The sequence below is a fragment of the Streptococcus uberis genome (genome assembly GCF_900475595.1).
GTDB lineage: Bacteria > Bacillota > Bacilli > Lactobacillales > Streptococcaceae > Streptococcus > Streptococcus uberis.
This window is the reverse complement of record NZ_LS483397.1, coordinates 913,435-939,255: the sequence shown is the minus strand read 5'-3', so window position 1 is coordinate 939,255 and position 25,821 is coordinate 913,435. Positions and strand designations below refer to the sequence as shown.

Below are 25,821 nucleotides of genomic sequence, written 5' to 3'. Positions count from 1 at the left end.
CTTTACTTACCTAGATATGTTAAGATAGCTACAACAGCAGCTTTGGTACCCGTTTCAAGAGTAGGGTGGATAGCCGGGGCAAACTTCGGATTATGATTAGCAAATACAGCTTGATCCTCTGTAAAACCACCAAATCCCCAATAAAAATACGGAATTTTTAAAGCTCTAGGAATAGCACTAAAGTCTTCTGAAGCTGTCATTGGATGATAGCTGACGACCTGTTCTGTTCCTAAATAATTCTCGAAGGAGACTTTTACTTTTTCAACCACTTCTGGAGAGTTGTCTGTCAGTGGGAAATTATCATACACTTCAATAAGAGGTGCTTCTTGACAATTTCCTGCTTGGCATTCTGCGCGAGCTATTCGTTCAATGGCATCAATTAATTGTTCTTTTACCTGATCACTATAGGCTCTTATATTTAAGAGAAGAGTTGCTTCTTCAGGGATGATATTAGCTTTTAAGCCAGCATTGAAAGCACCAACTGTGACAACAGCAAATTGAAAAGGATCAACTTCTCTTGCAACAATGGTTTGAAGTCTTGTAACAATTGCTGAACCAATAACAATTGGATCAATACTCATATGTGGCATTGAGCCATGAGCTCCTTTGCCCTTAATAACAATTTTTACAGATGCTGCGGTTGATAGGAAGGGGCCTGACATGACTCCAACTTTTCCAGCCACTGGCTCAGTTAGAACATGTTGTGCTAAAGCAATATCTGGATGTGGTATTTTTTCAAGTAGCCCATCTTCGAGCATTGACTTTGCTCCAGCCGCAATTTCTTCTCCTGGTTGGAAGAGTGCAATATAGGTTCCTGTCCATTCTTCCTTATGATTGGCAAGTGCCCAAGCAACCCCTAGAGCAGCCGCTATATGCATATCATGACCACACGCATGCATGACAGGCACATGATTGCCATCCAAATCCGTTGTTTCAACAGTTGAGGCATAGTCTAATCCCGTTTCTTCTTTAACAGGGAGAGCGTCGATATCTGCTCGAAAAAGGACTGTTTCTCCTGGACCATTCTCTAAAATACCAACAAGTCCGCCACCAATTTTCTGTGTCTCATAGCCAAATGTCTTCAATTTGTCTTCGATATAGGCAACCGTTTCTCTTTCTTGCATAGAGAGTTCAGGATGACTATGAAGGTGTTTATAGCTTTCTTCTTGCCAGTCTTTAATGTCGTTCAAATGGGATAATACATCTCTTATAGCCATTGATTTGCTCCTTTCGAAAGGTCATTTTCTCTTTCTTAGTATATCATTTCTCCTGACCATATGGGTGTTAAGAAGGTTACAATTTTCAGAAAAAAAGAACAGTTGATAGACTGTTCTTTGTATTCTTCTTCTTTTTTAGCAGTGCTCTTTTATGGCCGTTTCTGTTGCAATGCGTCCAAAAGTGAAGATATCTGTTAAGGAATTGCCACCGAGTCGGTTACCAGCGTGAAGGCCTCCTGCTACTTCTCCTGCTGCATATAAGCCTGGAATAACTTGTCCTTGAAGATTAATAACATGAGCATGTGTATCAATTTTCAAACCACCCATTGTATGGTGGACAGCTGGTTTGCGAGGTGTTGCATAAAATGGTGCTTTAACAACTTTCAAATCAAAAGCGCCTTTATGGAATTCTGGGTCATATCCTTGGTCGACGTATTTGTTATAGTTGGTAATGGTTTCAGAGAGAACACCTGGTTCCATATTGAGTTGCTCAGCTAATTCTTCAATGGTATCTGCACGGAAAAGGGTTCCTGCTTTAACTTGGGCATCAATTTTTTCCTGACTTGTATTGTAGGCTGTTTCCTTGATAAGGTCATCGGCAATCAAATAGAAGAGCCCTCCATTGTCGATAGCTGCTTGCGATAGTTGATCTCGACTGCCATATTCGTCTACAAAACGTTTTCCTTTGGTATTAACCATGATAAAATTAGCCGGTGGGACTTGAAGTCCTGAGAATAGTGCTCCTGTTTCTGGATCTGACACAGGCATCATTTGTGTGAAGCCCATACCAACTAAATCTGCTCCAACAGTTTGACCTAAAAGAATACCGTCTCCTGTGACTGCAGGCGTGTTTGAGGTTTTAATGTCATCTGCAATTTCAGTCCAATAGGTATTATACTGTTGAAGCATTTTGGTGTTGGCTCCAAAACCACCTGAGGCTAAAATAACGGCTTTAGCATTGACCGTTATGGTTTGTCCATTTCGACCACTTCCAATGACACCTCTGACTTGACCATTTTCTACAATCAGTTCTTTAACAGGTGTATCTGTTAGAATGATGCCACCATGTTTAAGGACATAATCATTTAGTACTGATATGAAGGCTACCCCCATTGGCATAAAAGGTTTATGTCCCCGACGCCACAAGGCACCAACAGGCATTGTGACTTCGCTATGGTCAAACTCAACACCAATGTCTTCTAACCAACGAACGGATTCTAGAGCTCTTTCTGTCAAGATTTTTATCAGGTCGTAATTGCCATGTATTTCATTGCCTTGCAAGTCTTTCCGTTTTCCACCTAGGTAAGTTTGAATACGATAAAGTAAGTTAGAATCAAAAAGATAAGTTGGATTTTTTAAGTATTCTTCCAATTCTTGTTTCAGGGCACGGAAATCTTCCAAAAATTCTGGATCAATCTGACTTTCATCTATGTTTTTCAATTCTTGTAAATTATGATCTTCACCAGGATTTGCTGCAAAGCTATTTTGCCATTTTGGATCTGGCGCATTCATTGGTCCACCAGCCCGAACTGTATTCCCCCCTACACTTGGGAATTTCTCAAGCACAATCACCTTTTTACCTGCTTGGAGGGCACGCGCAGCTGCTGCCAAACCTGCGCCACCGCCGCCAACAACAACTAAATCAGCTTCGTAGCTTTTATCTTCTTTATCTAGAGCTGAAGGAGCTTTTGGACGACTTCTTAAAACTTCAGGATTAGCTCCTGCTTTCTTAACAGCACGCGCAACCCCATCAAGTACCCCATTTGAGGTAACAGAAGCACCCGAAACGGTATCTACATTTAGGGTTTGACCTTCAATAATTTCATTTGGAATTCTGGTAAATACAATATCTGCAATACCACCGGTTTCTCCAGAAGAATCAATGTCAATCTTTTCAATACGGTCTTGTGAGAAAGTGACAGACATTGGCAAGTCTCCGTTATGACCTGGAGTCGTTACTGTATAGATACCAGGTTCAAAGACAATATCTTCTGGTTGGTTAAGTTGGTTAGCAATTGTCACAAATCGTAAAAATCTAAAGAAACAAGAGTCTAAAAAATCAATCGTTCTTAAATCTTTTAAGTGACCTGCTTCATCAAAAGCCTTATGAACATTTCCTAGTAAAAATTCGCTCCCCGGCATAACCATGGCATTAACGCCTGGAGCATCTAATATTTGTCTAAGGTGAAGCTGCGCTCGTGACGATCCTTGCTCACTGTAGGAAGCTCCTACAATCATGACTGGTTTTCCGGTCAAAGGGTGAACTTTAAAGGATAACCACTCTATCAAACTATTGAGTGCTGAAGGAATGGTATGATTGTGTTCTGGCGTTGCAATAATGACACCATCTGCTTCTGAGATCTTTCGATTAAAGGTCTGGATAATCTCGCTTTCTGTCTGATCATTTGTTTCATTGAACATCGGAACCTGGTCAATTTCCAAGACTTCAATCTCAGCTTTTGAAGCAAAATGCTCTCTCATAAAAGATAACAATTGACGGTTGTAAGATTTTTTAGCATTTGTACCGATTATACCAATAAATTTCATGCCTTCCCTCCTTATTGGTTTTCTTCCCAAGCGAAACGACGTTTTCGATCTGTATCCGACTGTTTAACAATTGTATTTGTGATATTTAGAAATTCTAAAAATTCTGCAAAATAATCTTCCAGTTCTGTTACCTTATCTTCAAATACCAAGTCATTTTCAGCGTTAAAGGCTTGTTCGGATTGCCCAAGTAAAAATTCACTTCCAGCCATTGTTCTTGCCTTTAATTCAGGAGCATTTAAAATCTGACGTAAATGCCCTTGAGCCCTAGAAGAACCCAAAGAACCTAAGGATGCTCCTACAATCATGGTTGGTTTATTAATGAGAACACGACTAGTATAAGCAATCCACTCTAGCGCACTAGAAAGAGGTGCCGGAATCGTATGATTATACTCAGGCGTGGCAATGATGACACCATCAGCGTCAGCTATTTTTTGAGAAAAGCTCTGAACAGCACTTGGAGCTTCTTTAGATTCTGGTTCATTAAAGGCCGGTAAGTCTTTAATTTCTAACAATTCAATCGTCGCCTGATCAGCAAAGTGCTTTTGCATAAACTGTAACAGTTTGCGATTCGTTGACCGTTCTGAATTGGTACCTAGTATAGCTACTAATTTCATTTGTGAAATACCTCCCAATATTTGTTCACTTCTAATATATGCCTAAAATGAAGAAAATGCAACTGTTTTCATAATTTTTAATAACTTGTCAAAACACTTTTAAACCAACCATGTTTGCGCTTTCTTTTCATTTGACATAAAAAAAGAATATCACCCTAGTGATATTCTTTTAGGCAAGATTAATGCTCATTTGGATCGTTCTCTGCATCTTCATGTGTTTTATGAATGGTTCCAGGAACGTGATCTGGACCAGCATAGATTGAGTAAATCTTAAGGGGTTGATTTCCTGTATTGGTCACATTATGCCATGTATTTGCCGGGACCAAAATCACATCGTCATCAGTCACTTCTTGTTCAAAACTTAGATTGTCTTCGGCATCTCCCATTTGACATAAGCCTTTTCCTTCTTCGATACGAAGGAATTGGTCAATCCCTTTATGCACTTCCAAACCAATGTCATCACCTGGTTGGATAGACATTAAAGTCACTTGGAGCTTTTCACCTGTCCAAATTGTAGTACGATAGTTTTCGTTTTCTTTAGTATAATCCTCGATATTGACGATATACTTTTCTTTACCATGATCCTTATAATCGAATGTCATATGCCGGCCTCCATAAATTTATTTTAATTAGATTTATTCTAATTAATCTATACTATAGTAATATCATAAAAGCGATTACAAGTCAAAAGAAAAGCAATTTTATCTAAAGAATTCATTCTAAATTTTCTCCATTTGAGGCAATGACTTTTTGGTACCAAGAATAGGATTTTTTGGGAACTCTTTTTAAAGTTCCACTTCCATCATCATTTTTATCCACATAAATAAAACCGTAACGTTTACTCATTTGTCCTGTTGAAGCAGCCACTAAATCTAAAATCCCCCAGGTAGTGTAACCCATCAGATCAACCCCATCAATAGTCACCGCATCCTTAAATGCCTTAATATGCTCTCTAATATATGAGATACGGTAGTCATCTTTAACATAACCTTCTTCATCTGGGCTATCAATAGCCCCCAAACCATTTTCAACAATAAAAAGTGGTTTTTGATAGCGATTATAGAGCATATTAAGCGACGAACGTAATCCTAATGCATCAATCTGCCAACCCCATTGCGTCGAGGACAGATGAGGGTTCTTGACTGATTTAAAGAGATTACCAGTTGTCTCCTTATAATCGTCCTCAAAAGCTGTCACCGTTCGTGAACAATAATAAGAAAAAGAGACGAAGTCAACTGGATGACATCTTAATAATTCTTTGTCGCTCTCGCCGAATTCCAAATGAATATTTTCCCTTTCAAACTTTTTAAGGGCATAACTTGGGTAATAGCCCCTGGCTTGCACATCAATAAAGAAATACTCCCCGTTGTCTCGATGGATAGCTTCCAAATAGTCCTCTGGTCGACAAGTATAGGGGTAATGGCTTCCGCCCGCTAACATACAACCTACCAGATTCTCGGGGTCAATCTCGTGGGCAATCTTAGTCGCCATGGCTGACGCCAACAACTGATGATGGGCTGCTTGGTAAATAACCTGCGCTTGCTTATCCTCATCAGTCAGAATTAACCCTCCTCCAATAAAAGGTTGGTGTAAGAGAATGTTAATTTCATTAATGGTTAACCAGTACTTGACCAATCCCTTGTAACGTGTCATGACTGTTTCTGCATATCTGGCATAAGCATCAACCATACGCCGGTCACGCCAAGCCCCATATTTTTTGATCAAGGCTACAGGAACATCAAAATGGGCAAGAGTGACTAAAGGTTCAATCCCTTTTTCCTGCAAGGTCTTTAATATTTTTTCGTAGAATTGCAGACCCGCTTCATTAGGAAACTCGTCATCCCCATTTGGGAAAATACGCGTCCAAGATAAAGATAAACGAAACACCTTAATACCCATTCTAGCTAGAAGATCAATATCTTCTAAGTAATGGTGATACATATCAATAGCTTCTTCAGAGGGGTAATAATAGTCTTTTCTTCGCTCAAGGTTAGTTAGCTGCCCCTTAGCAATGGCCATTCTATCTGGACCAAGTGGCAACAAATCGATATTACTAAGACCTCTACCATCTTCTAAAATACCACCTTCAGCTTGGTTGGCAGCAACAGCTCCACCCCATAAAAAGTTTTTTGGTAACATCCTTTTCCTTCTTTCCATATTTTGTTCTTGCGACTATTATAAGAAAGTAAGTAGACAAATCATTCACTTTTAGGTAAACTTGGTATGCGGTTTCATCTTTTCTAAAGATAGACCTTAAAAACTGAAATGTATTGAAAGAGGTGCCCATTATGTTAGAGGATATTCAGTTACTAGCCCAACAAAAACAGTCTTCAAAAGCTGCCATAGCAGAAACGATTTTGGAGCATCTTAACAGTATTGAACAATTATCTTTAGAAGACCTTGCTCGCTTAAGTTTCACATCGAAATCAAGCGTCGTTCGTTTTGCACAATCCCTAGGTTTCAAAGGATGGGTAGATTTTCTACCAGCTTTGCTATCAGAACGTATCTACGCTGATGCCCACTACTCAAATATTGACCATAGTCTCCCCTTTAATCAGGATGATTCTATAAAGGCTATTATCCAAAAAATCGCAACCATTGAGAAAGAAAGCATACAAGATACAGCCGATCAACTCTCCCAAGAAGAATTGGAAAAAGCAAGCCAACAATTAGCTAAAGCTAAGCGAATTGTGGTTTTCGGCCTTAGCCCAAATGACTACTTAGCCCATCTCTTTAAACGTAAAATGCTGACTTTAGGGAAAAATATTGAGATTGCTCATTCAAGTGAATTTGGTTTAACAGCTGCTTCTTTATCCCAAGATGATGTTGCTATCTTGATTTCTTATTCAGGTATTTCTGAAAAAAACGACACCTTACGCCACCTTCCCCTTTTGGAAAAAAATAAGGTTTTTCGCATTGGTCTCTCTAGTCAAAATGGCCACTATCTCAAAGAACATTCCAATGCTTTTTTCCAAATTTGTACCCGTGAAGATAAGCATAAAAAAATTGGCAATTTTTCAACAGAAGAATCTATTTTATTTATTCTCAACACCTTATATGCTGTTTATTTCAAAGCTGATTATATGAAAAATTATATTCGAAAATTAAATCTTTCACAGGCATTGGAAAACGACAGATAAGTTTTCAGCCCGATGTTCATCAGCATATTCAAAAAACCTAGACATGGATTGTCTAGGTTTTTAGGTTAATCATGAATTTTATAATGTTCTAAGAGGTATTCTCCAACACCGGGAGCATCAGGATCATGTTTCCCCTTACCTTTATCTAAAGCACGGATAGCTTCCATTTCCTCTTCAGTGAGTTTGATATCATCAATATCAAGGTTACTTGCGATACGAGATGGCGTTACTGATTTTGGTAAAACAATGAAGCCTTCTTGTACTTCAAAAGCAAGAATGATTTGTCCAACATCTTTTTTGTACTTACTTGCTAAGTCAACCAATACAGGTTCTTTAAATAGTTCAGGATTTCCTTGCCCTAGCGGTGCCCAACATTCAATTTTAACATCATCTGCAGCCATTACTTCCCGAAGGGCTTTTTGTTGAAAATAGGGGTTACACTCTACTTGGTTAACAGCTGGCTTATTGGTAAATTGAGGAACAAATTCTTTATAGAATCTAGGTGTCATATTACTGATACCAATGGATTTTAGAAGCCCTTTGGCTTTGGCTTCTTCCAAGGCCTTCCAAGCACCTAATACATCACCATAAGGTTGATGCAAAAGATATAAATCAATATAATCCATTCCTAATTTTTCAAGTGATGTCGCTATTCCTTTTCGTGCAGCTTCATAACCAAAGTCTTGAATCCATAATTTGCTCGTGATGAAGATTTCTTCTCGAGGAAGGCCGCTATCGCGCACAGCTTTCCCCACTTCCGCTTCATTCATATAGGCCGCAGCAGTGTCAATATGTCGATAACCAACTTTTAAAGCCTCACAGACAGCATTGTACGTTGAACCATCAGCAGGAATTTGAAAAACCCCAAAACCAATACTTGGAATGCTATTACCGTCGTTTAATAAGATATTTTTTGACATGGTCTATCCTCTTTTCTCTTGTTTAGCACTATTTTAGTACTTGGAGTTGACTCTAAGTCAAGTGAATTGTTTTTTGAATGATTGATCATTGGACTCCTTCTCTTTTTAGTTAGGTCTGTTCTCTAAGTATGTTTTGATGAAGTCTTCCTGACTGACCTTTCGGCAGAGTTGACCAATTAAATCATATGGAATAGTTTTCATATTTTTAAAACGAATGCAAGATTTTCCAACGTCAGGTTTGGTTTTCAAATGTTTAGGATATTCCTGTAAAAACCACTCTCTAATAGTCTCAAAGAGGTAAATACCGTTGTGATAGATTGCAATATGATTTTTTTGCGATCCAATGGTAATGAATGACAGGTCATCATCTGGATTGCAATGGTAGCCATCTGGAAAAACTTGCCTTGGCACCACATAAGATATCATGTTATATTGTATTTTCTCTTCATAATCATCAGGAAGATTGTTTTTTATGACACGACGCAACTGGTTCATCACATGTCTGCGTTCTTCAGGTAAAGCCTCTAAATAGTCTTCAATAGTGTCTGCTTGGTATTGCATTGATACTTCCCCTCTCTTTAGTTTTATTATAGCGAGACAGGACTAAAAAGTCTCAAAAAAAGGTTGCCGAAGCAACCTTTTTTTGAGAATAAATAGTCAGTCTCAGCACATTAATCTTGATTCATATGGCGGATACCTTCTTCGATAATTTCAATCTGGCGAATGGTTTCTTCGTCTTTAACGATTTTTTCTTTTCCAAGAATAATGCTATCATGAATAGCTTGATACATCCGAGCATAGTTACCAACTTCTGAGATAACTTTTTCTTCATGATAAACGCCATTATCATCTACATAAGTTAGAGTGCCGTAGTGTTCTGGACTATCCATTCCAAAATCAGGATTTGTTGGCATGTAAAAACGTTTTAAATCATCTTCCTGACGGTCTTTAGTAGCTTTTACAAACATCCCTTTTTTACCATAAACAACAAAACTTGGACGTTCTTTAATACGGAAATAACTTGACTTAATGGAAACTTTTTTAGGTCCATAGTAGAAATCTAAATCAAAATAGTCATTCATGCGTCCTTTACCTAGTAATTGACGCACATCGTAATGGACTTTTTCTGGCATTCCAAAGTATGAAATAACTTGGTCAATAGTATGACAAGCGTGACCATAGAGATAACTTGTGTTGATTGAATATTCTGTGGTGCTTTCTGGAATTTCTGGACGGAAATAATCAAAATGCATTTCTACTTCTAAAATATCTCCCAAAACGCCACTATCAATCACTTTTTGAACAGTCAAGAAATCGGAATCAAAACGACGGTTTTGATAGGCTTGAAGGAAGAGACCTTTTTCATTGGCAATAGCAAATAGCTCTCTAGCTTCTTCAGCTGTTTCAGTGAAAGGTTTCTCAACTAGGGTATTTTTTCCAGCTAATAAACATTGCTTTGCAACACTGTAATGTGCTGACGGAGGGATTGAGAGAATAACCAATTGAATTTCTGGATCTTCCAAGACATCCTCAATTTTATCTGTATAAATGACTCCTGGAATTGGTTCCCAGGGACTAGGTGCTGGAGAGTAAATCGTTTTTATTTTGATATCTTCCAATTGTGTTGCAAAAGGCATGTGGTAACGATTAGCACTTTTACCATTTCCAATATAGGCAATTGTTAACATGAGAATCTCCTTTTTTCTCTTTGATAAATGCATGGTATCATCTAAATGAAAACCTTCACAAAATGAACTAGTATAATGATACGATTTATTTTTTTAATTGTCAAAATATACTCATTTTTATCCATCTTTAGCTTGAAATCTCAAAAAATCTCTGATATACTTTAGTAAAGTTATAACTTTACTAAAGGAGTCACTACTATGTTCTCAGGAAAACAATTAAAAACGATTCGACAAAAACACCAAATGAGTCAAGAAAGTCTTGGGCAAAAACTTGGTGTCAATAAAATGACAATCTCTAACTGGGAAAAGGGGAAAAATGTTCCAAATCAGAAGCATCTTAATCAGCTATTAGAGATTTTTCACCTTGATGCTGATAGCTTCAATCCTTATCAAGCTATTATCCTTCCTTATAAACAACTAACATCTCTAAATCAAGAAAAAGTTGTTACCTATTCAAAAGAATTATTAGAGGAACAAAACAAGATTGTCCAACTATCGCAAAGTCAGAAAAAACTCTATGTTTATCGTGTTTACGAAAGTTTATCAGCCGGTACTGGTTTCTCTTATTTTGGCGACGGTAATTATGACGAAGTCTTCTATGATGAACAATTGGATTATGATTTTGCTTCATGGGTCTTCGGTGACTCCATGGAACCAACTTATTTAAATGGTGAAGTTGTTTTAATCAAACAAGAAGGTTTTGATTACGATGGAGCAATCTATGCTGTCGAGTGGGATGGACAAACTTACATTAAGAAGGTTTACCGTGAAGAAGATGGCCTACGTCTGGTTTCTTTAAATAAAAAGTACTCAGATAAGTTTGCACCATTTGACGAGAATCCACGTATCATCGGTAAAATCATTGCAAACTTTATGCCTTTGGAGGTCTAAACGGCAAAATGTCTTACATTGATTATTCACGTGAACCAAGGTCAGATATTGCCTTTGTGGATATGAAATCATTTTATGCAAGCATCGAGTGTATTGATCGCGGCTTAAGCCCCTTACGCACCTCACTCTGTGTGATGAGTCGAGCAGATAATAGCAATGGACTCATTTTAGCCTCTTCTCCTACTTTTAAACGTGTTTTTGGCAAATCAAATGTTGGTCGCTCCTATGATTTGCCTTTTAATATCCATACAAGACGGTTCAACTATCGAGTCGCTCAAAGAGAAGGCTGGAAGGTTACAACTGACTTTGTTAACTATATTGAATCTTGGGCAAAACATACACTTATCGTCTCTCCTAGGATGGACCGATACATTGAAAAAAATCTCCAAATTCAACATATTTTCCATGAGTTTGCTTCCCCCAAAGATATCCTTACTTATTCCATTGATGAAAGTTTTCTGGATTTAAGTTCTTCTATTAATTATTTTATTCCAAGTAATGAGCTTACGCGAAAAGAAAAATTAGATGCATTAGCAGATCGCATCCAATACCATATTTGGAAAGAAACAGGAATCATATCAACTATTGGGCTTAGCAATTCTAACCCTTTACTAGCCAAGTTAGCCCTCGATAATGACGCTAAATACGCCGAAAAGATGCGCGCTAATTGGTCTTATGATGACGTGGAAGAAAAGGTTTGGCAGATTAAACAGCTAACTGATTTTTGGGGAATTGGTCCTAGGATGGCCAAACGACTTCAAAAACTTGGGATTTTTACTATCAAAGCATTAGCCAATTCTAATCCTGACCTGTTGAAAAAAGAATTGGGTATTATTGGTTTGCAACTTTGGTTTCATGCCAATGGTGTTGATGAGAGTAATGTCCATCAACCTTATATACCCAAAGCAAGGGGAATTGGTAACTCACAAATTTTACCAAGAGATTATATTCTCCAATCCGATATTGAATTGGTTTTGAAGGAAATGGCTGAGCATGTCGCAAGAAGATTACGGCGAAAACAAAAAAAGGCAACAACAGTTGCACTCTTTGTAGGATACTCCAAAGGGCAACGCGGTAAACCAATCAATGCACAAATGAAAATCGATCCTGCTTCTAGCAATAAAATCATCAGCCAAACAGTAATCATGCTTTTTAGAAAGCACTATAAAGGTCATATTGTCCGACAAATCGGTGTGAGGTGTGATGACTTAGTAGACCAATCCCTAGAAGTCTTCTCTTTATTTGATGACTATGATCAAAAAGAAAAAGAAAATCAGCTAGAAGCTACCATTGACACCATTAGGGACCAGTTTGGTGTCCTATCGCTACAAAAAGCAAGTTCACTCTTAGAAGCTTCACGCGTCGCAGAACGTAGCCAATTAATTGGAGGACATTCTGCCAGTAATGTTAAAGAAAGGAAAAAGTCTTATGATTGATCGTTCTTATTTACCATTTTCCTCAGCACGTTCTTATTATGATCGTAAAATGGCTAAATGGATGGGCTTTTTTTTATCCGAACACAATCATTCACTAGAGAAAGATCGTCATAAAAAGTCAATCATTAGTTTACTGGATTTGGAGGATAAACATCTCTATCTAGGTCAAGCCTATAGTCAGCAATCACCTGTTATCATCCGTGTTTTTGATCATAATCAGTTACAAAAGTATGAAGGACTGATTTCTAAAATAACTTCTAACCACTTTCAACTTAAAACAAAGAAGAGCTATAAAACATTTTCCATTGACTCCTTGATTACTATCGAGCAGGAGGATAAAGAAGCTCATGGCTAGTCATACCTTTAATCAAAATAAGTATCAATTTGATTTTTTTAGTAAAAGTTATCGTATGTTTGAAAGTGACTTTTATAAATATTCCGCCCTTCATATTCCACTTACCTTTTTAACAGATGATATTCTCTTAACAATGGGCCAATCTCAATTACCCTTTTTTAAATTAAACAAAGAAAATGCTATTGACCAGAAAGACCACTACTTTTGTTTTGAACTGACTCCCAATGGGAAAAATTCGGAAATCAGCATTTACAACTATATTGGCGTTCGTCAGGCCCTACCAGAAGAGCATTTAAAAATGATAAAGAGCATTTACAAGAAGTAAATGCTTTTTCTTACCATGAAAACTCTTCGAAATAAACCCGTTCAGGATCTAATCCATAGTTTTCAAAAACTTTCTTCCAATGCCTTCCCATTGAAATAGGACCACCTAATAAGACAATGTAATCTTGCTTATCAGGAAGTTGGGACAAAATAAGCTCATCTGAAAAACGACCAACTTGGTATCTCCCTTTGAAATGGCAGCGGCTTGCCCAGTCCTTGAATTTATCTAAGTAAAGAAACTGACTCTCATCTTTAACCGTATAATAAAACTGTGTCGGTATATCAGGATTCCCATCAACAATAGAAAAAAGAGGAACCACACCTATACCACCACCAATAACAATTAGTTCTTTAGGCTTAAAGCGCTTGATGACCTGTTGATATTTTCCATAAGCGCCATCCACCCGAATAGGACTATGATTTGGAATATGAGCCAATTGGCGTGTAAAATCACCATCTCCTCTAATGGCAAAGCGTAGCTCTTTGCTTTTATCAGGAGCATTCAATAGAGAAAAAGGATGGGGTTCAGACATTCCTGAAATATCAGGGAAAGAAATAAAGGCAAAATCACCAGCTTGAAACTTCATCCGTGATTTACGAGGTAATTGAACAATAAGCTCTCTGACATTAGGAGCTACTTCTGTGTTTGAAACAAGTTCGGCAGCAATCCCATGTGCATTAGGTTTAAAATGAAAGAGCAAGTAACTGGCAAAGACAAAACAAGTTGCTAACCAAATCAAAGCCATAAATGACTTAATAGCAAAAATGTAATCAATAAGTTGCATATGAATAAAGACTAGCAAAGTAGCTATTAGATTAAGACGGTGTAACCAAACAGAAATTTCATGTTTGAATAGTTTCTCTAAAAAATTCTTTATCTCTTGTAAAAGTGGAATTCTAGTAGTTAACCAACCAGCCATAAAAATCATGGAATAGGCAGCTAGCCCAAGAAAAATCACAAAGGCTACATCACCAGTCCATTTAATAAAACCAGCTGAAGGATCGAGTTCTTTATGTAAAAAAGCAAGTAAAATAGCTAATAAGCTAATCATACCATGAATCATAAAAGCACTTGGTAAACCAATCAGACGATCCAACCACTTAGGTTTTGTTCCAATATAAATGGATACTAACATCCAAACATAAGCAAGGGCACCTAGTAAAATGCCCAAACTACTATTAGCATGGATACCCGTTAATCCTGTTTTTAAGGTGTATAGAAATGGCAGCGGAATGACAAATAAAATGGTCAACCAAGCTAGACCTACATTTCCTGTTAATTTTTTAATCATGAACCCAATCCCCTTTAGAAAAGACAGCAAGATGATTATTTTGACATAAGATGCCAGACAGTTTCTCCTGCTTCATTAATCCTTCAAAATCCTCTAAACTTGCTACTAGCCCTACGGTTGCCCAAAGATCAGCAAGTGACAAGCAATCTGCGACAATGGTAACCTGTTGTGTTTTTGAACCTTCTGCTTGGTGACTATGCTTGCCTCTTTTACTAAACCCAGAGGTGGCAATAGCCCCGTTTTTTAAATCATAAATAGCAATCACTTCTTGTGGATTCTCTGGGGATTCAATGGCTACTCTCCAGGAAAAGTCAGTCGCCGCACTGCTAGCGAACTGTATGTCTCCACCACCGTTCAAACAAAGTCCTAGGATATGCTCTTCATCCATTAGCGGCAGCATTTTTTCCTTAAAAATTTTCTCAATCGCCCAGCCCTTGACATAGCCTGTAGGATTGTAGACCCCACTGAAATAAGGATTAAAATGATTATCCGTTTGAATCTGAGCTTGCGCACAGTTGGCATATACCTGGTAAAATTCAAGATCATCTATCAGAATGGATTCCTCTCCGGCATTAAAGCGAGAAAGCAGGCTGTCTTGGCGAAAAGCTGAATACCTATGATCAATACGATCCAACTCTTTTTGAATCATAGGCAGAAGCTTTTCTAAACTTTGCTGTGCTTTAACTCTATCATTTGTCGCGAGAGTCACCGTAAAAGGAATGGTCATCGCTTCAATTGTCTGGGAGACTTTAAGGACATTATCCATTTAAAACTCCTGTTGTTGCCTGATTAATGGCATCTTGTAAGGATCCAGTGAAACCTTTATAAGTTTCAGTAGCACCGGAAATTTGGTCAATAGCAGAACTTTGAGCAGCTAATGCTTCTTTTTTATAAATAGGTAAAGCTTGCTCATTAATGGCGATAGAATGGCCTTGAGAATCAGGATGCGCTAAAACCGTGATAGTTGTCATCTTACCACCAGATACTTTAATTTGAAGTTGAACATCGCCCCATTCCGTACTTGTTGAAGCACCTGTATAAGTACCATCTTTGAGGCCACTTGTTTGGGTGGAAACTGCGCTACTGCTGTCAACAGAAGATGAGTCTTGCGCACTTGAGCTAATGGTATTTGTAGATTTGGCTTTAGCCTCTTGAGAAACATGGTTTGTCTGATTGCTAGTATCAGGTGATTTAAAAAACAAAAGATAACCGTCAATCAGGGCCGAAAGACCTGCAATAACAGTAAAGGATACAGCAAAGATTTTTTTGATCATTATCAATAGACTCACTCTCTTTAGATTGATTATAAATAAGAATAAAGGAATTGTCTTAAAGAAAACTAAAATTTTAATAAATAAATCCCCCTAGACAAGTTTATATCACCTAATGATCTTACAAAAGGAAAATATGCAGACAAAAAGTGTAAGAAAAAATCTTCTTCCCTTTATTCGGAGAAGAAGATTTTTTGAAAACTAAGACTAAGAAGGAACTACTTACGTTTTTTCTTAGCTTTTTTGATTTTATTAGCTTGACGTTTCATGGCTTGTTTCATCGCAAATTGACCCATTTTGCCTTTCAAACCTCCGCCAAAGAGCTGACTCATATCCATATCAGCACCCAAAGCCGACATATCAGGCATACCACCTTGTCCCATCATGGATTCGAGACCAGCCATATCTGGCATAGAACCAGCAGGCATGTTTTTAGGAAGCCTATTAGGATCAATCCCCATTTGTTTCATAGCCTTGTTCATATCCCCAGACATCACACCTTGCATCATCGCTTTTGCCTGGTTAAAGTCCTTAATGAATTTATTAACTTCTACAAAAGAGTTACCAGAACCTGCCGCAATTCGACGACGACGACTTGGGTTTAAAAGTTCTGGATTTTCACGTTCTTCTTTTGTCATCGAAGAAACAATAGCACGTTTGCGAGCAATTTGTTTTTCATCAACTTTGATATTAGCAAGAGCTGGGTTACCAGCCATTCCTGGAATCATTTTAAGGAGGTCTTCCATTGGCCCCATGTTTTGCACTTGATCCAATTGTTCAATGAAATCATTGAAATCAAAAGTATTTTCGCGCATTTTTTCAGCCAATTCCAAGGAACGTTGTTGGTCGTATTCCTGACTTGCTTTCTCAATCAAGGTAAGCAGGTCACCCATACCCAAAATACGGCTAGACATACGATCTGGATGGAAGGTTTCAATGTCGGTGATTTTTTCACCAGTACCAGTGAATTTGATTGGTTTTCCAGTAATTTCACGAACTGATAAGGCCGCTCCCCCACGGGTATCCCCATCAATTTTTGTTAAAACAACCCCTGTAATACTTAATTGGTGATTAAATTCGTAAGCAACATTGGCTGCTTCTTGACCAATCATGCTATCCACTACTAAGAGAATTTCGTTCGGATTAGCTAAAGCCTTGATATCACGCAATTCAGCCATCAATTTGTCATCAATTTGGAGACGACCAGCCGTATCAATTAAGACATAGTCATTACGATTGTCACGCGCCAACTCAAGCCCTTTTGTCACAATTTCCACTGCAGAGTGGTCCGTTCCCATATCAAATACAGGGACATTGATTTGTTGACCTAAAGTTTTTAACTGATCAATGGCTGCAGGTCGATAAATATCGGCCGCAATCATCAACGGTCTTGCATTTTCTTCTTTGATTAATTTATTAGCTAATTTTCCAGCAAAGGTTGTTTTACCAGCACCCTGAAGACCGACCATCATGATAATGGTTGGAATTTTTGGTGATTTCACAATCTCAGCCGTTTCTGATCCTAAAATTTGAGTCAATTCTTCATTGACAATTTTAAGGATTTGTTGTGTTGGATCTAGTGTGTCAATAATTTCATGACCAATCGCACGTTCACGAATCCGTTTAATGAATGTCTTAACAACAGGAAGAGCAACGTCAGCTTCTAAAAGGGCCAGACGAATCTCCTTAGTGACCTCTTGAACATCTTTTTCAGATAATTTTTTCTTCCCACGAATTGCTTTAAAAACGCCTTGAAGACGCTCTGTTAAACTTTCAAAAGCCATACCAAACTCCTCTTAATCTCTATTATCTATACTTACCAAAATGGCCAATTTTTCCTGCAAAAACCTATCATCAGGGTATTTTTGCATAATACTGTCGAAAATTTCACTACGGACAATGTAATCAGAGTACATGTGTAACTTCATTTCATAAGATTCTAAAATCTTTTCCGTCCGCTTTATATTGTCATAGACAGCCTGTCTACTTACTCCAAATTCCTCAGCAATCTCTGCTAAACTATAATCATCGGCGTAATAAAGCTCAATATAGTTCATCTGCTTGTCCGTCAAAAGGGCAGCATAAAACTCAAAAAGAGCATTCATTCGATTTGTTTTTTCAATTTCCATAATCTTCATTCTACCATATCTTAAGGCAGATTAACAATAGGAAATGCTTTAAAACAGGTTTCAGCTAGGCTTCCTTCCAATATAAAAGAAAAAAAGAGTTTTTCAAACTCTTTCATCAATTATTTTCCAGATAGAATTCAAAACGATCACCAACATATTGGCTACGCACATACTCAAATGGATTCCCGTTGCTAAAATAAGATACTTGGGTTAGGGCCAAAATAGCGTGGCCGCGGCTTACGGATAAATAACTCGCAACACGTTCACTAGCTGTTTTGGCATAAATGGTTTGACGGCTTTTGCCAATTTCAAAACCATGAGAAACAAGAGTTTTAAAAAAGTGTTCCGTGATTTCGTCACGTTTCATGTCTTTAATAAACTTTTCAGGAATTGAAGCCACTTCAAAAACCAAGGGAATATTGTCCGCGTAACGAATCCGTTCCATGCGAATGACATAGTCGGACGGCTCTAATTGAAGTTCTTTTATTTCTGTATCAGAAGCCAATTGCCTTTGATAAGAAATAAGTTTAGATGATGGTGTTTTCCCTTGAGAATGGACAATTTCTGTAAAAGAGGTTGTACCACGCATCTTATCACGTACCCGATGACTAGCAACATAGGTACCACTTCCAACGCGTCTCTCCAAAATACCTTCTTCAACTAAAAGGGTAACGGCCTGACGTAGAGTCATCCGACTCACCTCAAAATGATCAGCTAAATCGCGTTCACTTGGCAAACGATCCCCAATAAGCCAAACACCTTCATCGATATCTTTTTTTATAGCATCATGAATCTTGATATAGGCTGGCAACATGCATCCATCTCCTCAGAATTTTCTTATATCATAGTTTATCACATTTCTAAGGAAAAGGGACCGTCATTCTTTAAAAACATTGTTAAAACTGTCTAATTGATCACTTAAAACATGAATAGGTGCTAAGACCCATGATTTGACAGGGGAAAACTGGGAAACAATACAATTTTCAAACACATTATGTCGAATAGAAACCTGACCAACCTTAGAAGAATGCTGACCAATTGACGCCCCATAGGCAATAATGTTCCCTTTTTCATTTTTATAAGGCAAGAAGTGATTATGGTCAATACTGATTCCATTACATAAAAATCTTGTTTGATTATAGAGATGGTTATTAGCTTGAATGGACTTGATAATTCCCGCATCCCAAACCCCATTAGGATCCGCAGCATCTAATTGAATGGCTTCCGCATAAAAATCATGTAAATTGTGACCCTTTTTGAACAGTTCTTGAGAATCTAAACCAGGGGCATAACCATAGAATTCATTTTCACTGAATCGCGAGTTTTGAAGCGATCCTAGGTCAAAAACGTGACTTCCTTTTTGATGAACCAAGGTAAAACGATTATGACTAATAAACCAGTCTTTACCATGATCTACCATAATCAACAGTTTATCACCTTTGACCAGGTTCTGGGCCTTAAAATGCAAACCTGTCATTCTAAAATCACTGACCCCATCTTCAGCTTTAGGGCCTGACGGTAAGCCAAGCCAATACTCCGAACCAGAAATAAGCAAGGTCGTTTGACGGCCTATGAGACTAGTGTGACTTGGCAAGACTTGATAATCTTTATCCGGGGTTAAAGTTCCTAGTTTAAAATGACCTTTTGGAAAAATCAAATCAGTTCCAGGATGTTTTCTGGCAAAATCAAATGCCTTTTTTAAGATAGCATTATTTTCTTTGGCGGAAGCTTTCGCTTTTAAGCTGACAGCAAGCGTTTCATGAATTTCTTTTTGGGAAATACTATTTGAAGGACTGGGTAAATGCTTCTCGCTCTGCCAATCGACACTGATCACTTTTGAGGCGCCAGCTTTCCCAAAAGCTTTACCAATGGATATGCGACCATCTTCCCAATGATAAGTAACCCACCGACTTTTGAAATCTAACCTTGTCTCTGTTTTTTGGATCTTGTGATTGATGAGAAATAATCCGAACCATAAGGGGAGACAGACCAACAAGAAATTGATGCTATACTTTATTATCTTTCTTTTGGTAACCATAATGAAGACCTCATATTTTAATAAAATAAGAATACTAAAGAAAACTTAAAGATTTCCAAACAGGGGTTTGTTCTTTTGGGGCTAAAATGACGTCTCATCTGAACATTCGGAAATAAGAAAAAAAGAGACCTTATTTTCAATAATTAATGCCAAATTAGCCAATTTATGCTAAAATGGGGTGAAAACTATTGACTAAAAAGTTGATAAAATGAAAGGATTACAATGACTGAAATTTCAATGTTGAAAGACGTTCAAAAGATTATCGTTCTTAATTATGGTAGTCAATACAATCAGTTAATTGCTAGACGCATTCGTGAGTTTGGTGTATTTTCTGAATTGAAAAGCCATAAAATTACTGCCCAAGAGATTCGAGAAATTAATCCAATCGGGATTGTTTTATCTGGTGGTCCAAACTCAGTTTATGCCGACAATGCCTTTGGTATTGATCCAGAAATTTTTGAATTAGGTATTCCTATTCTTGGGATCTGTTATGGAATGCAATTAATCACAGATCAACTAGGCGGTAAAGTTGTTCCTGCTGGTCAAGCGGGAAATCGCGAATATGGACAATCAACTCTAAACATTCGTACAGCTTCAAAACTTTTTGCGGATACCCCTGATGAACAACTAGTTCTTATGAGTCATGGTGATGCGGTAACTGAGATTCCTGATGGTTTCCATCTGGTCGGTGATTCAAATGACTGCCCGTATGCTGCAATTGAAAATTCAGAAAAACATATCTACGGCATTCAATTCCATCCAGAAGTTAGACATTCGGTGTATGGAAATGATATTTTGAGAAACTTTGCTATCTTCATTTGCGGTGCTCGTGGGGATTGGTCTATGGACAACTTCATTGATATGCAAATCGAGAAAATCAGAGAAACTGTCGGAGATAAAAAAGTACTACTAGGACTTTCTGGTGGTGTTGATTCTTCAGTCGTTGGTGTCCTATTACAAAAAGCAATCGGAGACCAATTAACCTGTATCTTTGTGGACCATGGTCTTTTACGTAAAGATGAAGGTGATCAAGTCATGGGTATGCTTGGAGGCAAATTTGGTCTTAATATTATCCGTGTTGATGCTAAAGATCGTTTCTTAGAACTTCTTGCAGGTGTTGATGATCCAGAGAAAAAACGTAAAATCATTGGGAATGAATTTGTTTATGTCTTTGATGATGAAGCAAGTAAATTGAAAGGTGTTGACTTCCTTGCTCAAGGAACCCTCTATACTGATATTATTGAATCAGGAACAGAAACAGCTCAAACCATCAAATCTCATCATAACGTGGGTGGCCTACCAGAAGACATGCAATTCCAATTAATTGAACCACTCAACACCTTGTTTAAAGATGAAGTTCGTGAGTTAGGTATTGCACTTGGAATGCCAGAAAACATTGTTTGGCGCCAACCTTTCCCAGGACCAGGTCTTGCCATTCGTGTCATGGGTGCTATCACAGAAGAAAAATTAGAAACTGTCCGTGAATCAGATGCGATTCTTCGCGAAGAAATTGCTAAAGCTGGTCTTGACCGTGATGTTTGGCAGTATTTCACTGTTAATACAGGTGTTCGTTCTGTTGGTGTTATGGGAGACGGCCGTACTTACGATTACACCATCGCAATTCGTGCCATCACTTCTATTGATGGTATGACAGCTGACTTTGCCCAACTCCCTTGGGATGTCCTTAAAAAAATCTCAACACGCATCGTCAACGAAGTTGACCACGTCAACCGTATCGTCTACGATATCACCAGCAAACCACCCGCAACAGTAGAATGGGAGTAAAAAAAGAAGCCTTTGGCTTCTTTTTTACGTTTGACACAATGAAGCGAAAAAGGATGAGCAGAATTGATGTCAACCCTTCAGCATGCAACCGAAAGAAATAGGATTGACTAATGACTATTTCTGAGGGCGTCGTAGAATGGGAGTAGAAAAAAGGTCCAGTGGACCTTTTTTGCCTGAGCCTAGAAATTTAAAAGCCTTCTGAAAGACAACAAGTAACCAATTGGTTACTTGTTTTTTCTGATCCAATAGACTTATTTACATAACCTTAAAAAGAGAATGAATCAGGTACTCTAAGCTAAGGATTATTTTTATGATAAATACCATTTTAGAACAGACAGCATTCTTTTTTTAATCTTCTCATCATGGTATAATAAAGCCTGTCACAATCTATATTATGGGGGATTTATGCAAGAACTTTTACAAATTACAATTATTTTGGTATCAAGTTTTTTAGCCATTGAGCTTTCCAAAAAAGTAGGTATTCCTGCTGTTGTCGGTCAGTTATTAGTTGGTATTGTTATTGGACCTAGCTTTCTTAATTTTGTACACCAAGGGGAAATGGTACATTTTTTATCTGAATTAGGTGTCATTCTTCTCATGTTTTTAGCAGGACTCGAAGCAAATCTGGCATTGCTAAAAAAATATCTGAGACCCAGTTTAGTTGTCGCTGTCTCAGGGGTTCTCATTCCAGTAGCACTTTTTTATCTTTACACCCAATTCTTAGGCTATCCGACCCAAATATCAGTCTTTTACGGTATCGTCTTTGCTGCAACAAGTGTTTCAATAACTGTTGAAGTGCTTCAGGAATATAATAAAGTTAAAACAGATACTGGTGCTGTCATTTTAGGTGCGGCCGTTGCTGATGATATCTTAGCAGTCCTGCTCCTAAGTCTCTTTGTTTCAACGACAAATGGTTCTGGAAGTTCCAGTCAATTGATTTGGCAAATGGTCTTACAAGTACTTTTCCTATTTTTCCTACTTTTATTAGTCAAATATATTGTTCCCGCCATTTATAGATTTACAGAAAAAATGGATTATTTTGAAAAAGATACCTTTTTAGCACTCATTTTGTGTTTTAGTATGTCAATACTAGCAACTAAAGTTGGAATGAGTTCGGTTATTGGCTCTTTCTTTGCCGGCCTAGCCATAGGTCAAACACGAAAAGCTGAAGAAATTACCCATGAAGTGGCTCAATTCTCCTATATGTTTTTCATTCCAATTTTCTTTGCCTCGATTTCACTACCTTTGCAATTAAATGGTATCTTTGAACATGTTTGGCTGATCATCATTTTTACCGTGTTAGCAGCCCTGTCCAAACTCATTCCTTGTTATTATGTCGCTAGAGCTTTTCACTTTACGAAAAAAGAATCTCTAACCATCGGTGGTGGAATGGTTAGTCGTGGAGAAATGGCTTTAATTATTGTTCAAATTGGCCTTGCTGAAAAACTTATTTCGACAGACCTCTATTCCATCTTGGTTTTAGTCGTTATTTTATCCACCATCATTGCTCCATTTATCTTAAAAATTTCCTTTCATTCAGAAAAGCCTTAATGGCTTTTTTATTCGTTTTTTACCTGATGTCTTTACATAGTTATCTATACCAATCTAAAAAGTTCCGAAAGTCTCATACAATCAACTAAAAACATGGGTTTTTATCCGACTTTTTTAATAAAAATTATCAGATATTTTCACTTGATGAGATTGACATCATAACACCTTTAGGGTATTCTATTTAGTGGTTAAAATGAAGGAGAATAGGATTAAAATGAATCATAACGAATCAAAAACCTTTTTTGGACATCCTCGTGGTTTGTCCACTCTCTTTTTCACTGAAATGTGGGAAAGATTTTCATACTATGGCATGCGAGCCATCTTACTCTACTACATGTATTATAGTGTCAGCCAAGGCGGACTTGGTTTTGATAAAGTAACTGCTGCTTCTATAATGGCTATCTACGGTTCACTCGTTTACTTAGCCTCTGTTATTGGTGGATTTGTCAGTGATAGAATTCTTGGAAGCCGTAAATCTGTTCTTTATGGTGGCATTCTGATCATGATAGGACATATCGCCTTAGCGACACCATTTGGTAAGACAGCACTCTTTATTTCGATTGCATTGATTATCTTAGGGACAGGTTTCTTAAAGCCAAATGTATCTGATATGGTAGGAAGCCTTTATGACGAAAGAGATTTAAGACGCGATGCCGGTTTTAGTATCTTTGTTTTTGGAATTAACTTAGGAGCTTTTGTGGCACCAGCTCTCGTTGGTTACCTTGGTCAAGAAATTAATTTCCATCTTGGATTTTCACTAGCAGCTGTTGGTATGTTTTTTGGATTAGTTCAATATGTTATTGATGGTAAAAAATATTTACCAGAATCAAGTTTACACCCAACTGATCCACTATCTGAAAACGAAAAAGCTGAACTTAAGAAGAAAGCACTCGTGGTTTCAATTATCGTTGCCATTATACTTGCCTTCTTGAAATTGGTTAATCTTTTAACCATTAATACCATTATTAATATCTTTACAGCTATTGCTATTATTATTCCAATTTACTATTTCATAAAAATTTTAAGCAGTAATAAGATTTCAGAAACGGAACGTTCACGTGTTTGGGCTTATATTCCCTTGTTTATTGCTTCTATCTTATTCTGGTCTATTGAAGAACAAGGATCTGTTGTTTTAGCGCTTTTTGCTGATGAACAGACCAGATTATATTTCAATCTATTTGGTCACCATATCAACTTCCCATCATCTTACTTCCAAAGTATTAATCCACTCTTTATCATGCTCTATGTACCATTCTTTGCTTGGTTCTGGGCTAAATTAGGAGAAAAACAACCATCTGCAGCTAAAAAATTTGCTTATGGCTTAATTGCTGCTGGTCTTTCATTTGTTTGGATGATGCTTCCTGGAATGCTATTTGGTGTCCATGCTAAAGTAAGTCCAATGTGGCTTATCATCAGTTGGGCAATTGTTATTGTTGCTGAAATGTTAATTTCACCTATTGGACTCTCTATAACTACGAAATTAGCACCAAAAGCTTTCCAAGCACAAATGATGTCCATCTGGTTCCTGAGTAATGCATCAGCACAAGCCATCAATGCACAAATTGTTAAATTCTATACTTCTGGCAATGAAGTGGCCTATTATGGTATCGTAGGTACTATTACCATCTTATTTGGTTTCCTACTCTTCTTCTATGTGCCTCGTATTGATAAATTAATGGCTGGTATTAAATAATGAATACAAAAAAACGGATTCCTTATGGAATCCGTTTTTTAATATCATTAATCATTTTTATTTGATTTTAATAGGAAAAGACCTAAAGCTGTGCTAATAAGTGCAGAAAATAGAGAAAAAATGCCACTTTCTTGTGAGCCAGTTGGGGGAAGTTCTTTCTTATCCCCCTCTTTTTCTTTGGCGTCATCTTTGGATTTTTTAGTCTGACTACCTTTCTTTTCCTGACTATTTTGACGTGATTTAGGGGCCGGAGTTAACGAACCTTGCTGATTAGACTCTGATGAAGTTGAAGAGGGTGATGGACTGACTGTAATAACATCTGAACTACTTGGACTTGTACTAATCTCTTTTGCACCGACTTCAATAATTTTATTAATAGGTTTTTTGACAGGTACCCTTGACTCAGTTGTAGTTGACTGAGAAACACCATTTTGAGTAATAGTTGTGGTTGTCTTTGTAACTGTTACTTCACCAGCTACTCCTTCTTGAACTACCTTAATCTCACCTATAGGTAAATCCGGATTTTGAATGACTTCTGTGTCGAAAGGAATCGCCTCGCTGGTTGTCTCTGTGGTTACTATTTCATTTGGATTTGAAACCGTCCCTCCATTATCACTAGAAATGGTATCCGAAGTTAGAGTGTTACTTGGAGACTCACTTGCCATTAAGTAGGTCGTTGTCTCAAGACTGGTTAATTCTTTGGGAACTGATACAGACAGCAAACCACTTGTTGCGTGCCCTAATGAAGACGCTACTTCTTCAGCAAATACGGAAGGTGTAAAAACAGTTGATAATAATAGGGCTCCGAAGGTAAAACCTAAAATTGGTTTTACAGACTTTTGAATAAAAATAGCCTTTTTTTTCTTTGTCATTGGCTTAGACATCTCATACTCCTAATAAATTTCTTATTTTTGATGCGTTAATCATATC

General features: G+C 37.6%; 24 protein-coding genes. 8 read left to right on the top strand and 16 right to left on the bottom strand.

From position 1 onward, the window contains the following. Positions 1-2: 2 nt before the first annotated feature. From DQM95_RS05000 to DQM95_RS04980, 5 genes are all read right to left on the bottom strand, one after another. Positions 3-1,217 (bottom strand): amidohydrolase, encoded by a 1,215-nt coding sequence (locus DQM95_RS05000; RefSeq protein ID WP_037592167.1) that lies wholly within the window; start codon positions 1,215-1,217, stop codon positions 3-5. Between the two features lie 135 nt (positions 1,218-1,352). Continuing rightward, complete coding sequence (locus DQM95_RS04995) at positions 1,353-3,764, bottom strand: flavocytochrome c (RefSeq protein ID WP_037592170.1); 2,412 nt, start codon at positions 3,762-3,764, stop codon at positions 1,353-1,355. 11 nt (positions 3,765-3,775) lie between these two features. Further along, positions 3,776-4,378: an NADPH-dependent FMN reductase gene (locus DQM95_RS04990; protein ID WP_037592172.1), complete on the bottom strand. Its 603-nt coding sequence runs from the start codon at positions 4,376-4,378 to the stop codon at positions 3,776-3,778. A gap of 179 nt (positions 4,379-4,557) precedes the next feature. After that, positions 4,558-4,980 (bottom strand): cupin domain-containing protein, encoded by a 423-nt coding sequence (locus DQM95_RS04985; protein WP_037592174.1) that lies wholly within the window; start codon positions 4,978-4,980, stop codon positions 4,558-4,560. 112 nt (positions 4,981-5,092) lie between these two features. Further along, entirely contained in the window at positions 5,093-6,517 is a 1,425-nt protein-coding gene (locus DQM95_RS04980; RefSeq protein ID WP_046389340.1) for a 6-phospho-beta-glucosidase, read from the bottom strand. Between the two features lie 149 nt (positions 6,518-6,666). Here DQM95_RS04980 and DQM95_RS04975 point away from each other — a divergent pair, with 149 nt between their 5' ends. Next, the gene (locus DQM95_RS04975) at positions 6,667-7,518 is read left to right on the top strand and encodes a MurR/RpiR family transcriptional regulator (protein WP_046393449.1); all 852 of its coding nucleotides are present in this window, start codon (positions 6,667-6,669) and stop codon (positions 7,516-7,518) included. A 65-nt stretch (positions 7,519-7,583) separates the two neighbouring features. Here the strand turns inward: DQM95_RS04975 and DQM95_RS04970 are convergent, their stop codons facing one another. The 3 genes from DQM95_RS04970 to DQM95_RS04960 form a co-directional block, all read right to left on the bottom strand. After that, complete coding sequence (locus DQM95_RS04970; RefSeq protein WP_037592175.1) at positions 7,584-8,438, bottom strand: aldo/keto reductase; 855 nt, start codon at positions 8,436-8,438, stop codon at positions 7,584-7,586. Between the two features lie 105 nt (positions 8,439-8,543). After that, positions 8,544-8,999, bottom strand: coding sequence for a DUF1801 domain-containing protein (locus DQM95_RS04965; protein ID WP_037592177.1), 456 nt, complete (start codon positions 8,997-8,999; stop codon positions 8,544-8,546). Positions 9,000-9,109: 110 nt separating this feature from the next. Next, entirely contained in the window at positions 9,110-10,126 is a 1,017-nt protein-coding gene (locus DQM95_RS04960) for a Gfo/Idh/MocA family oxidoreductase (RefSeq protein WP_012658401.1), read from the bottom strand. A gap of 198 nt (positions 10,127-10,324) precedes the next feature. Between DQM95_RS04960 and DQM95_RS04955 the strand changes: the two genes are divergently transcribed. The 4 genes from DQM95_RS04955 to DQM95_RS04940 are packed head-to-tail and all read left to right on the top strand — an operon-like array spanning position 10,325 to position 13,133. Then, positions 10,325-11,017: a LexA family transcriptional regulator gene (locus DQM95_RS04955; protein ID WP_012658400.1), complete on the top strand. Its 693-nt coding sequence runs from the start codon at positions 10,325-10,327 to the stop codon at positions 11,015-11,017. Between the two features lie 8 nt (positions 11,018-11,025). Next, a complete protein-coding gene (locus tag DQM95_RS04950) occupies positions 11,026-12,453 on the top strand; it encodes a Y-family DNA polymerase (protein WP_037592179.1) in 1,428 nt (475 codons plus the stop codon). Next, positions 12,446-12,808 carry a hypothetical protein gene (locus DQM95_RS04945; protein WP_037592506.1) on the top strand — a complete coding sequence of 121 codons (363 nt, stop codon included), beginning with the start codon at positions 12,446-12,448 and terminating at the stop codon, positions 12,806-12,808. The genes DQM95_RS04950 and DQM95_RS04945 overlap by 8 nt, the downstream gene beginning before the upstream one ends. Beyond that, positions 12,801-13,133 (top strand): DUF5960 family protein, encoded by a 333-nt coding sequence (locus DQM95_RS04940; protein ID WP_037592181.1) that lies wholly within the window; start codon positions 12,801-12,803, stop codon positions 13,131-13,133. The genes DQM95_RS04945 and DQM95_RS04940 overlap by 8 nt, the downstream gene beginning before the upstream one ends. Before the next feature lie 10 nt (positions 13,134-13,143). Here DQM95_RS04940 and DQM95_RS04935 read toward each other — a convergent pair whose 3' ends face one another. From DQM95_RS04935 to DQM95_RS04905, 7 genes are all read right to left on the bottom strand, one after another. Further along, on the bottom strand, positions 13,144-14,424 hold the full coding sequence (locus DQM95_RS04935) for an FAD-binding oxidoreductase (protein WP_037592508.1): 1,281 nt from the start codon (positions 14,422-14,424) through the stop codon (positions 13,144-13,146). Beyond that, the gene (locus DQM95_RS04930) at positions 14,417-15,190 is read right to left on the bottom strand and encodes an FAD:protein FMN transferase (protein ID WP_111685959.1); all 774 of its coding nucleotides are present in this window, start codon (positions 15,188-15,190) and stop codon (positions 14,417-14,419) included. Before DQM95_RS04930 ends, DQM95_RS04935 begins: the two co-directional genes overlap by 8 nt. Continuing rightward, positions 15,183-15,698, bottom strand: coding sequence for an FMN-binding protein (locus DQM95_RS04925; RefSeq protein ID WP_037592183.1), 516 nt, complete (start codon positions 15,696-15,698; stop codon positions 15,183-15,185). The genes DQM95_RS04930 and DQM95_RS04925 overlap by 8 nt, the downstream gene beginning before the upstream one ends. 215 nt (positions 15,699-15,913) lie before the next feature. Continuing rightward, on the bottom strand, positions 15,914-17,479 hold the full coding sequence (gene ffh, locus DQM95_RS04920) for a signal recognition particle protein (protein ID WP_111685958.1): 1,566 nt from the start codon (positions 17,477-17,479) through the stop codon (positions 15,914-15,916). Positions 17,480-17,491: 12 nt separating this feature from the next. Continuing rightward, the gene (locus DQM95_RS04915) at positions 17,492-17,824 is read right to left on the bottom strand and encodes a putative DNA-binding protein (RefSeq protein ID WP_012658395.1); all 333 of its coding nucleotides are present in this window, start codon (positions 17,822-17,824) and stop codon (positions 17,492-17,494) included. 115 nt (positions 17,825-17,939) lie between these two features. Further along, complete coding sequence (locus DQM95_RS04910) at positions 17,940-18,638, bottom strand: GntR family transcriptional regulator (RefSeq protein WP_012658394.1); 699 nt, start codon at positions 18,636-18,638, stop codon at positions 17,940-17,942. 63 nt (positions 18,639-18,701) lie between these two features. Continuing rightward, positions 18,702-19,862 carry a hypothetical protein gene (locus tag DQM95_RS04905; RefSeq protein WP_111685957.1) on the bottom strand — a complete coding sequence of 387 codons (1,161 nt, stop codon included), beginning with the start codon at positions 19,860-19,862 and terminating at the stop codon, positions 18,702-18,704. Positions 19,863-20,084: 222 nt separating this feature from the next. Here DQM95_RS04905 and guaA point away from each other — a divergent pair, with 222 nt between their 5' ends. The 3 genes from guaA (at position 20,085) to DQM95_RS04890 (ending at position 24,891) form a co-directional block, all read left to right on the top strand. Then, complete coding sequence (gene guaA, locus DQM95_RS04900) at positions 20,085-21,647, top strand: glutamine-hydrolyzing GMP synthase (protein WP_037592185.1); 1,563 nt, start codon at positions 20,085-20,087, stop codon at positions 21,645-21,647. A gap of 405 nt (positions 21,648-22,052) precedes the next feature. Then, the gene (locus DQM95_RS04895) at positions 22,053-23,198 is read left to right on the top strand and encodes a cation:proton antiporter (protein ID WP_046391280.1); all 1,146 of its coding nucleotides are present in this window, start codon (positions 22,053-22,055) and stop codon (positions 23,196-23,198) included. Between the two features lie 214 nt (positions 23,199-23,412). Next, on the top strand, positions 23,413-24,891 hold the full coding sequence (locus DQM95_RS04890; RefSeq protein ID WP_046389329.1) for a peptide MFS transporter: 1,479 nt from the start codon (positions 23,413-23,415) through the stop codon (positions 24,889-24,891). Positions 24,892-24,938: 47 nt separating this feature from the next. Here the strand turns inward: DQM95_RS04890 and DQM95_RS04885 are convergent, their stop codons facing one another. Further along, positions 24,939-25,775: a G5 domain-containing protein gene (locus DQM95_RS04885; protein ID WP_037592187.1), complete on the bottom strand. Its 837-nt coding sequence runs from the start codon at positions 25,773-25,775 to the stop codon at positions 24,939-24,941. Positions 25,776-25,821 lie beyond the last annotated feature (46 nt).

Coding starts and splice junctions, on each gene's coding strand:
- DQM95_RS05000 (WP_037592167.1), bottom strand. CDS start 1,217: ATGGCTATAAGAGATGTATTATCCCATTTGAACGACATTAAAGACTGG.
- DQM95_RS04995 (WP_037592170.1), bottom strand. CDS start 3,764: ATGAAATTTATTGGTATAATCGGTACAAATGCTAAAAAATCTTACAAC.
- DQM95_RS04990 (WP_037592172.1), bottom strand. CDS start 4,378: ATGAAATTAGTAGCTATACTAGGTACCAATTCAGAACGGTCAACGAAT.
- DQM95_RS04985 (WP_037592174.1), bottom strand. CDS start 4,980: ATGACATTCGATTATAAGGATCATGGTAAAGAAAAGTATATCGTCAAT.
- DQM95_RS04980 (WP_046389340.1), bottom strand. CDS start 6,517: ATGTTACCAAAAAACTTTTTATGGGGTGGAGCTGTTGCTGCCAACCAA.
- DQM95_RS04975 (WP_046393449.1), top strand. CDS start 6,667: ATGTTAGAGGATATTCAGTTACTAGCCCAACAAAAACAGTCTTCAAAA.
- DQM95_RS04970 (WP_037592175.1), bottom strand. CDS start 8,438: ATGTCAAAAAATATCTTATTAAACGACGGTAATAGCATTCCAAGTATT.
- DQM95_RS04965 (WP_037592177.1), bottom strand. CDS start 8,999: ATGCAATACCAAGCAGACACTATTGAAGACTATTTAGAGGCTTTACCT.
- DQM95_RS04960 (WP_012658401.1), bottom strand. CDS start 10,126: ATGTTAACAATTGCCTATATTGGAAATGGTAAAAGTGCTAATCGTTAC.
- DQM95_RS04955 (WP_012658400.1), top strand. CDS start 10,325: ATGTTCTCAGGAAAACAATTAAAAACGATTCGACAAAAACACCAAATG.
- DQM95_RS04950 (WP_037592179.1), top strand. CDS start 11,026: ATGTCTTACATTGATTATTCACGTGAACCAAGGTCAGATATTGCCTTT.
- DQM95_RS04945 (WP_037592506.1), top strand. CDS start 12,446: ATGATTGATCGTTCTTATTTACCATTTTCCTCAGCACGTTCTTATTAT.
- DQM95_RS04940 (WP_037592181.1), top strand. CDS start 12,801: ATGGCTAGTCATACCTTTAATCAAAATAAGTATCAATTTGATTTTTTT.
- DQM95_RS04935 (WP_037592508.1), bottom strand. CDS start 14,424: ATGATTAAAAAATTAACAGGAAATGTAGGTCTAGCTTGGTTGACCATT.
- DQM95_RS04930 (WP_111685959.1), bottom strand. CDS start 15,190: ATGGATAATGTCCTTAAAGTCTCCCAGACAATTGAAGCGATGACCATT.
- DQM95_RS04925 (WP_037592183.1), bottom strand. CDS start 15,698: ATGATCAAAAAAATCTTTGCTGTATCCTTTACTGTTATTGCAGGTCTT.
- ffh (WP_111685958.1), bottom strand. CDS start 17,479: ATGGCTTTTGAAAGTTTAACAGAGCGTCTTCAAGGCGTTTTTAAAGCA.
- DQM95_RS04915 (WP_012658395.1), bottom strand. CDS start 17,824: ATGGAAATTGAAAAAACAAATCGAATGAATGCTCTTTTTGAGTTTTAT.
- DQM95_RS04910 (WP_012658394.1), bottom strand. CDS start 18,638: ATGTTGCCAGCCTATATCAAGATTCATGATGCTATAAAAAAAGATATC.
- DQM95_RS04905 (WP_111685957.1), bottom strand. CDS start 19,862: ATGGTTACCAAAAGAAAGATAATAAAGTATAGCATCAATTTCTTGTTG.
- guaA (WP_037592185.1), top strand. CDS start 20,085: ATGACTGAAATTTCAATGTTGAAAGACGTTCAAAAGATTATCGTTCTT.
- DQM95_RS04895 (WP_046391280.1), top strand. CDS start 22,053: ATGCAAGAACTTTTACAAATTACAATTATTTTGGTATCAAGTTTTTTA.
- DQM95_RS04890 (WP_046389329.1), top strand. CDS start 23,413: ATGAATCATAACGAATCAAAAACCTTTTTTGGACATCCTCGTGGTTTG.
- DQM95_RS04885 (WP_037592187.1), bottom strand. CDS start 25,775: ATGTCTAAGCCAATGACAAAGAAAAAAAAGGCTATTTTTATTCAAAAG.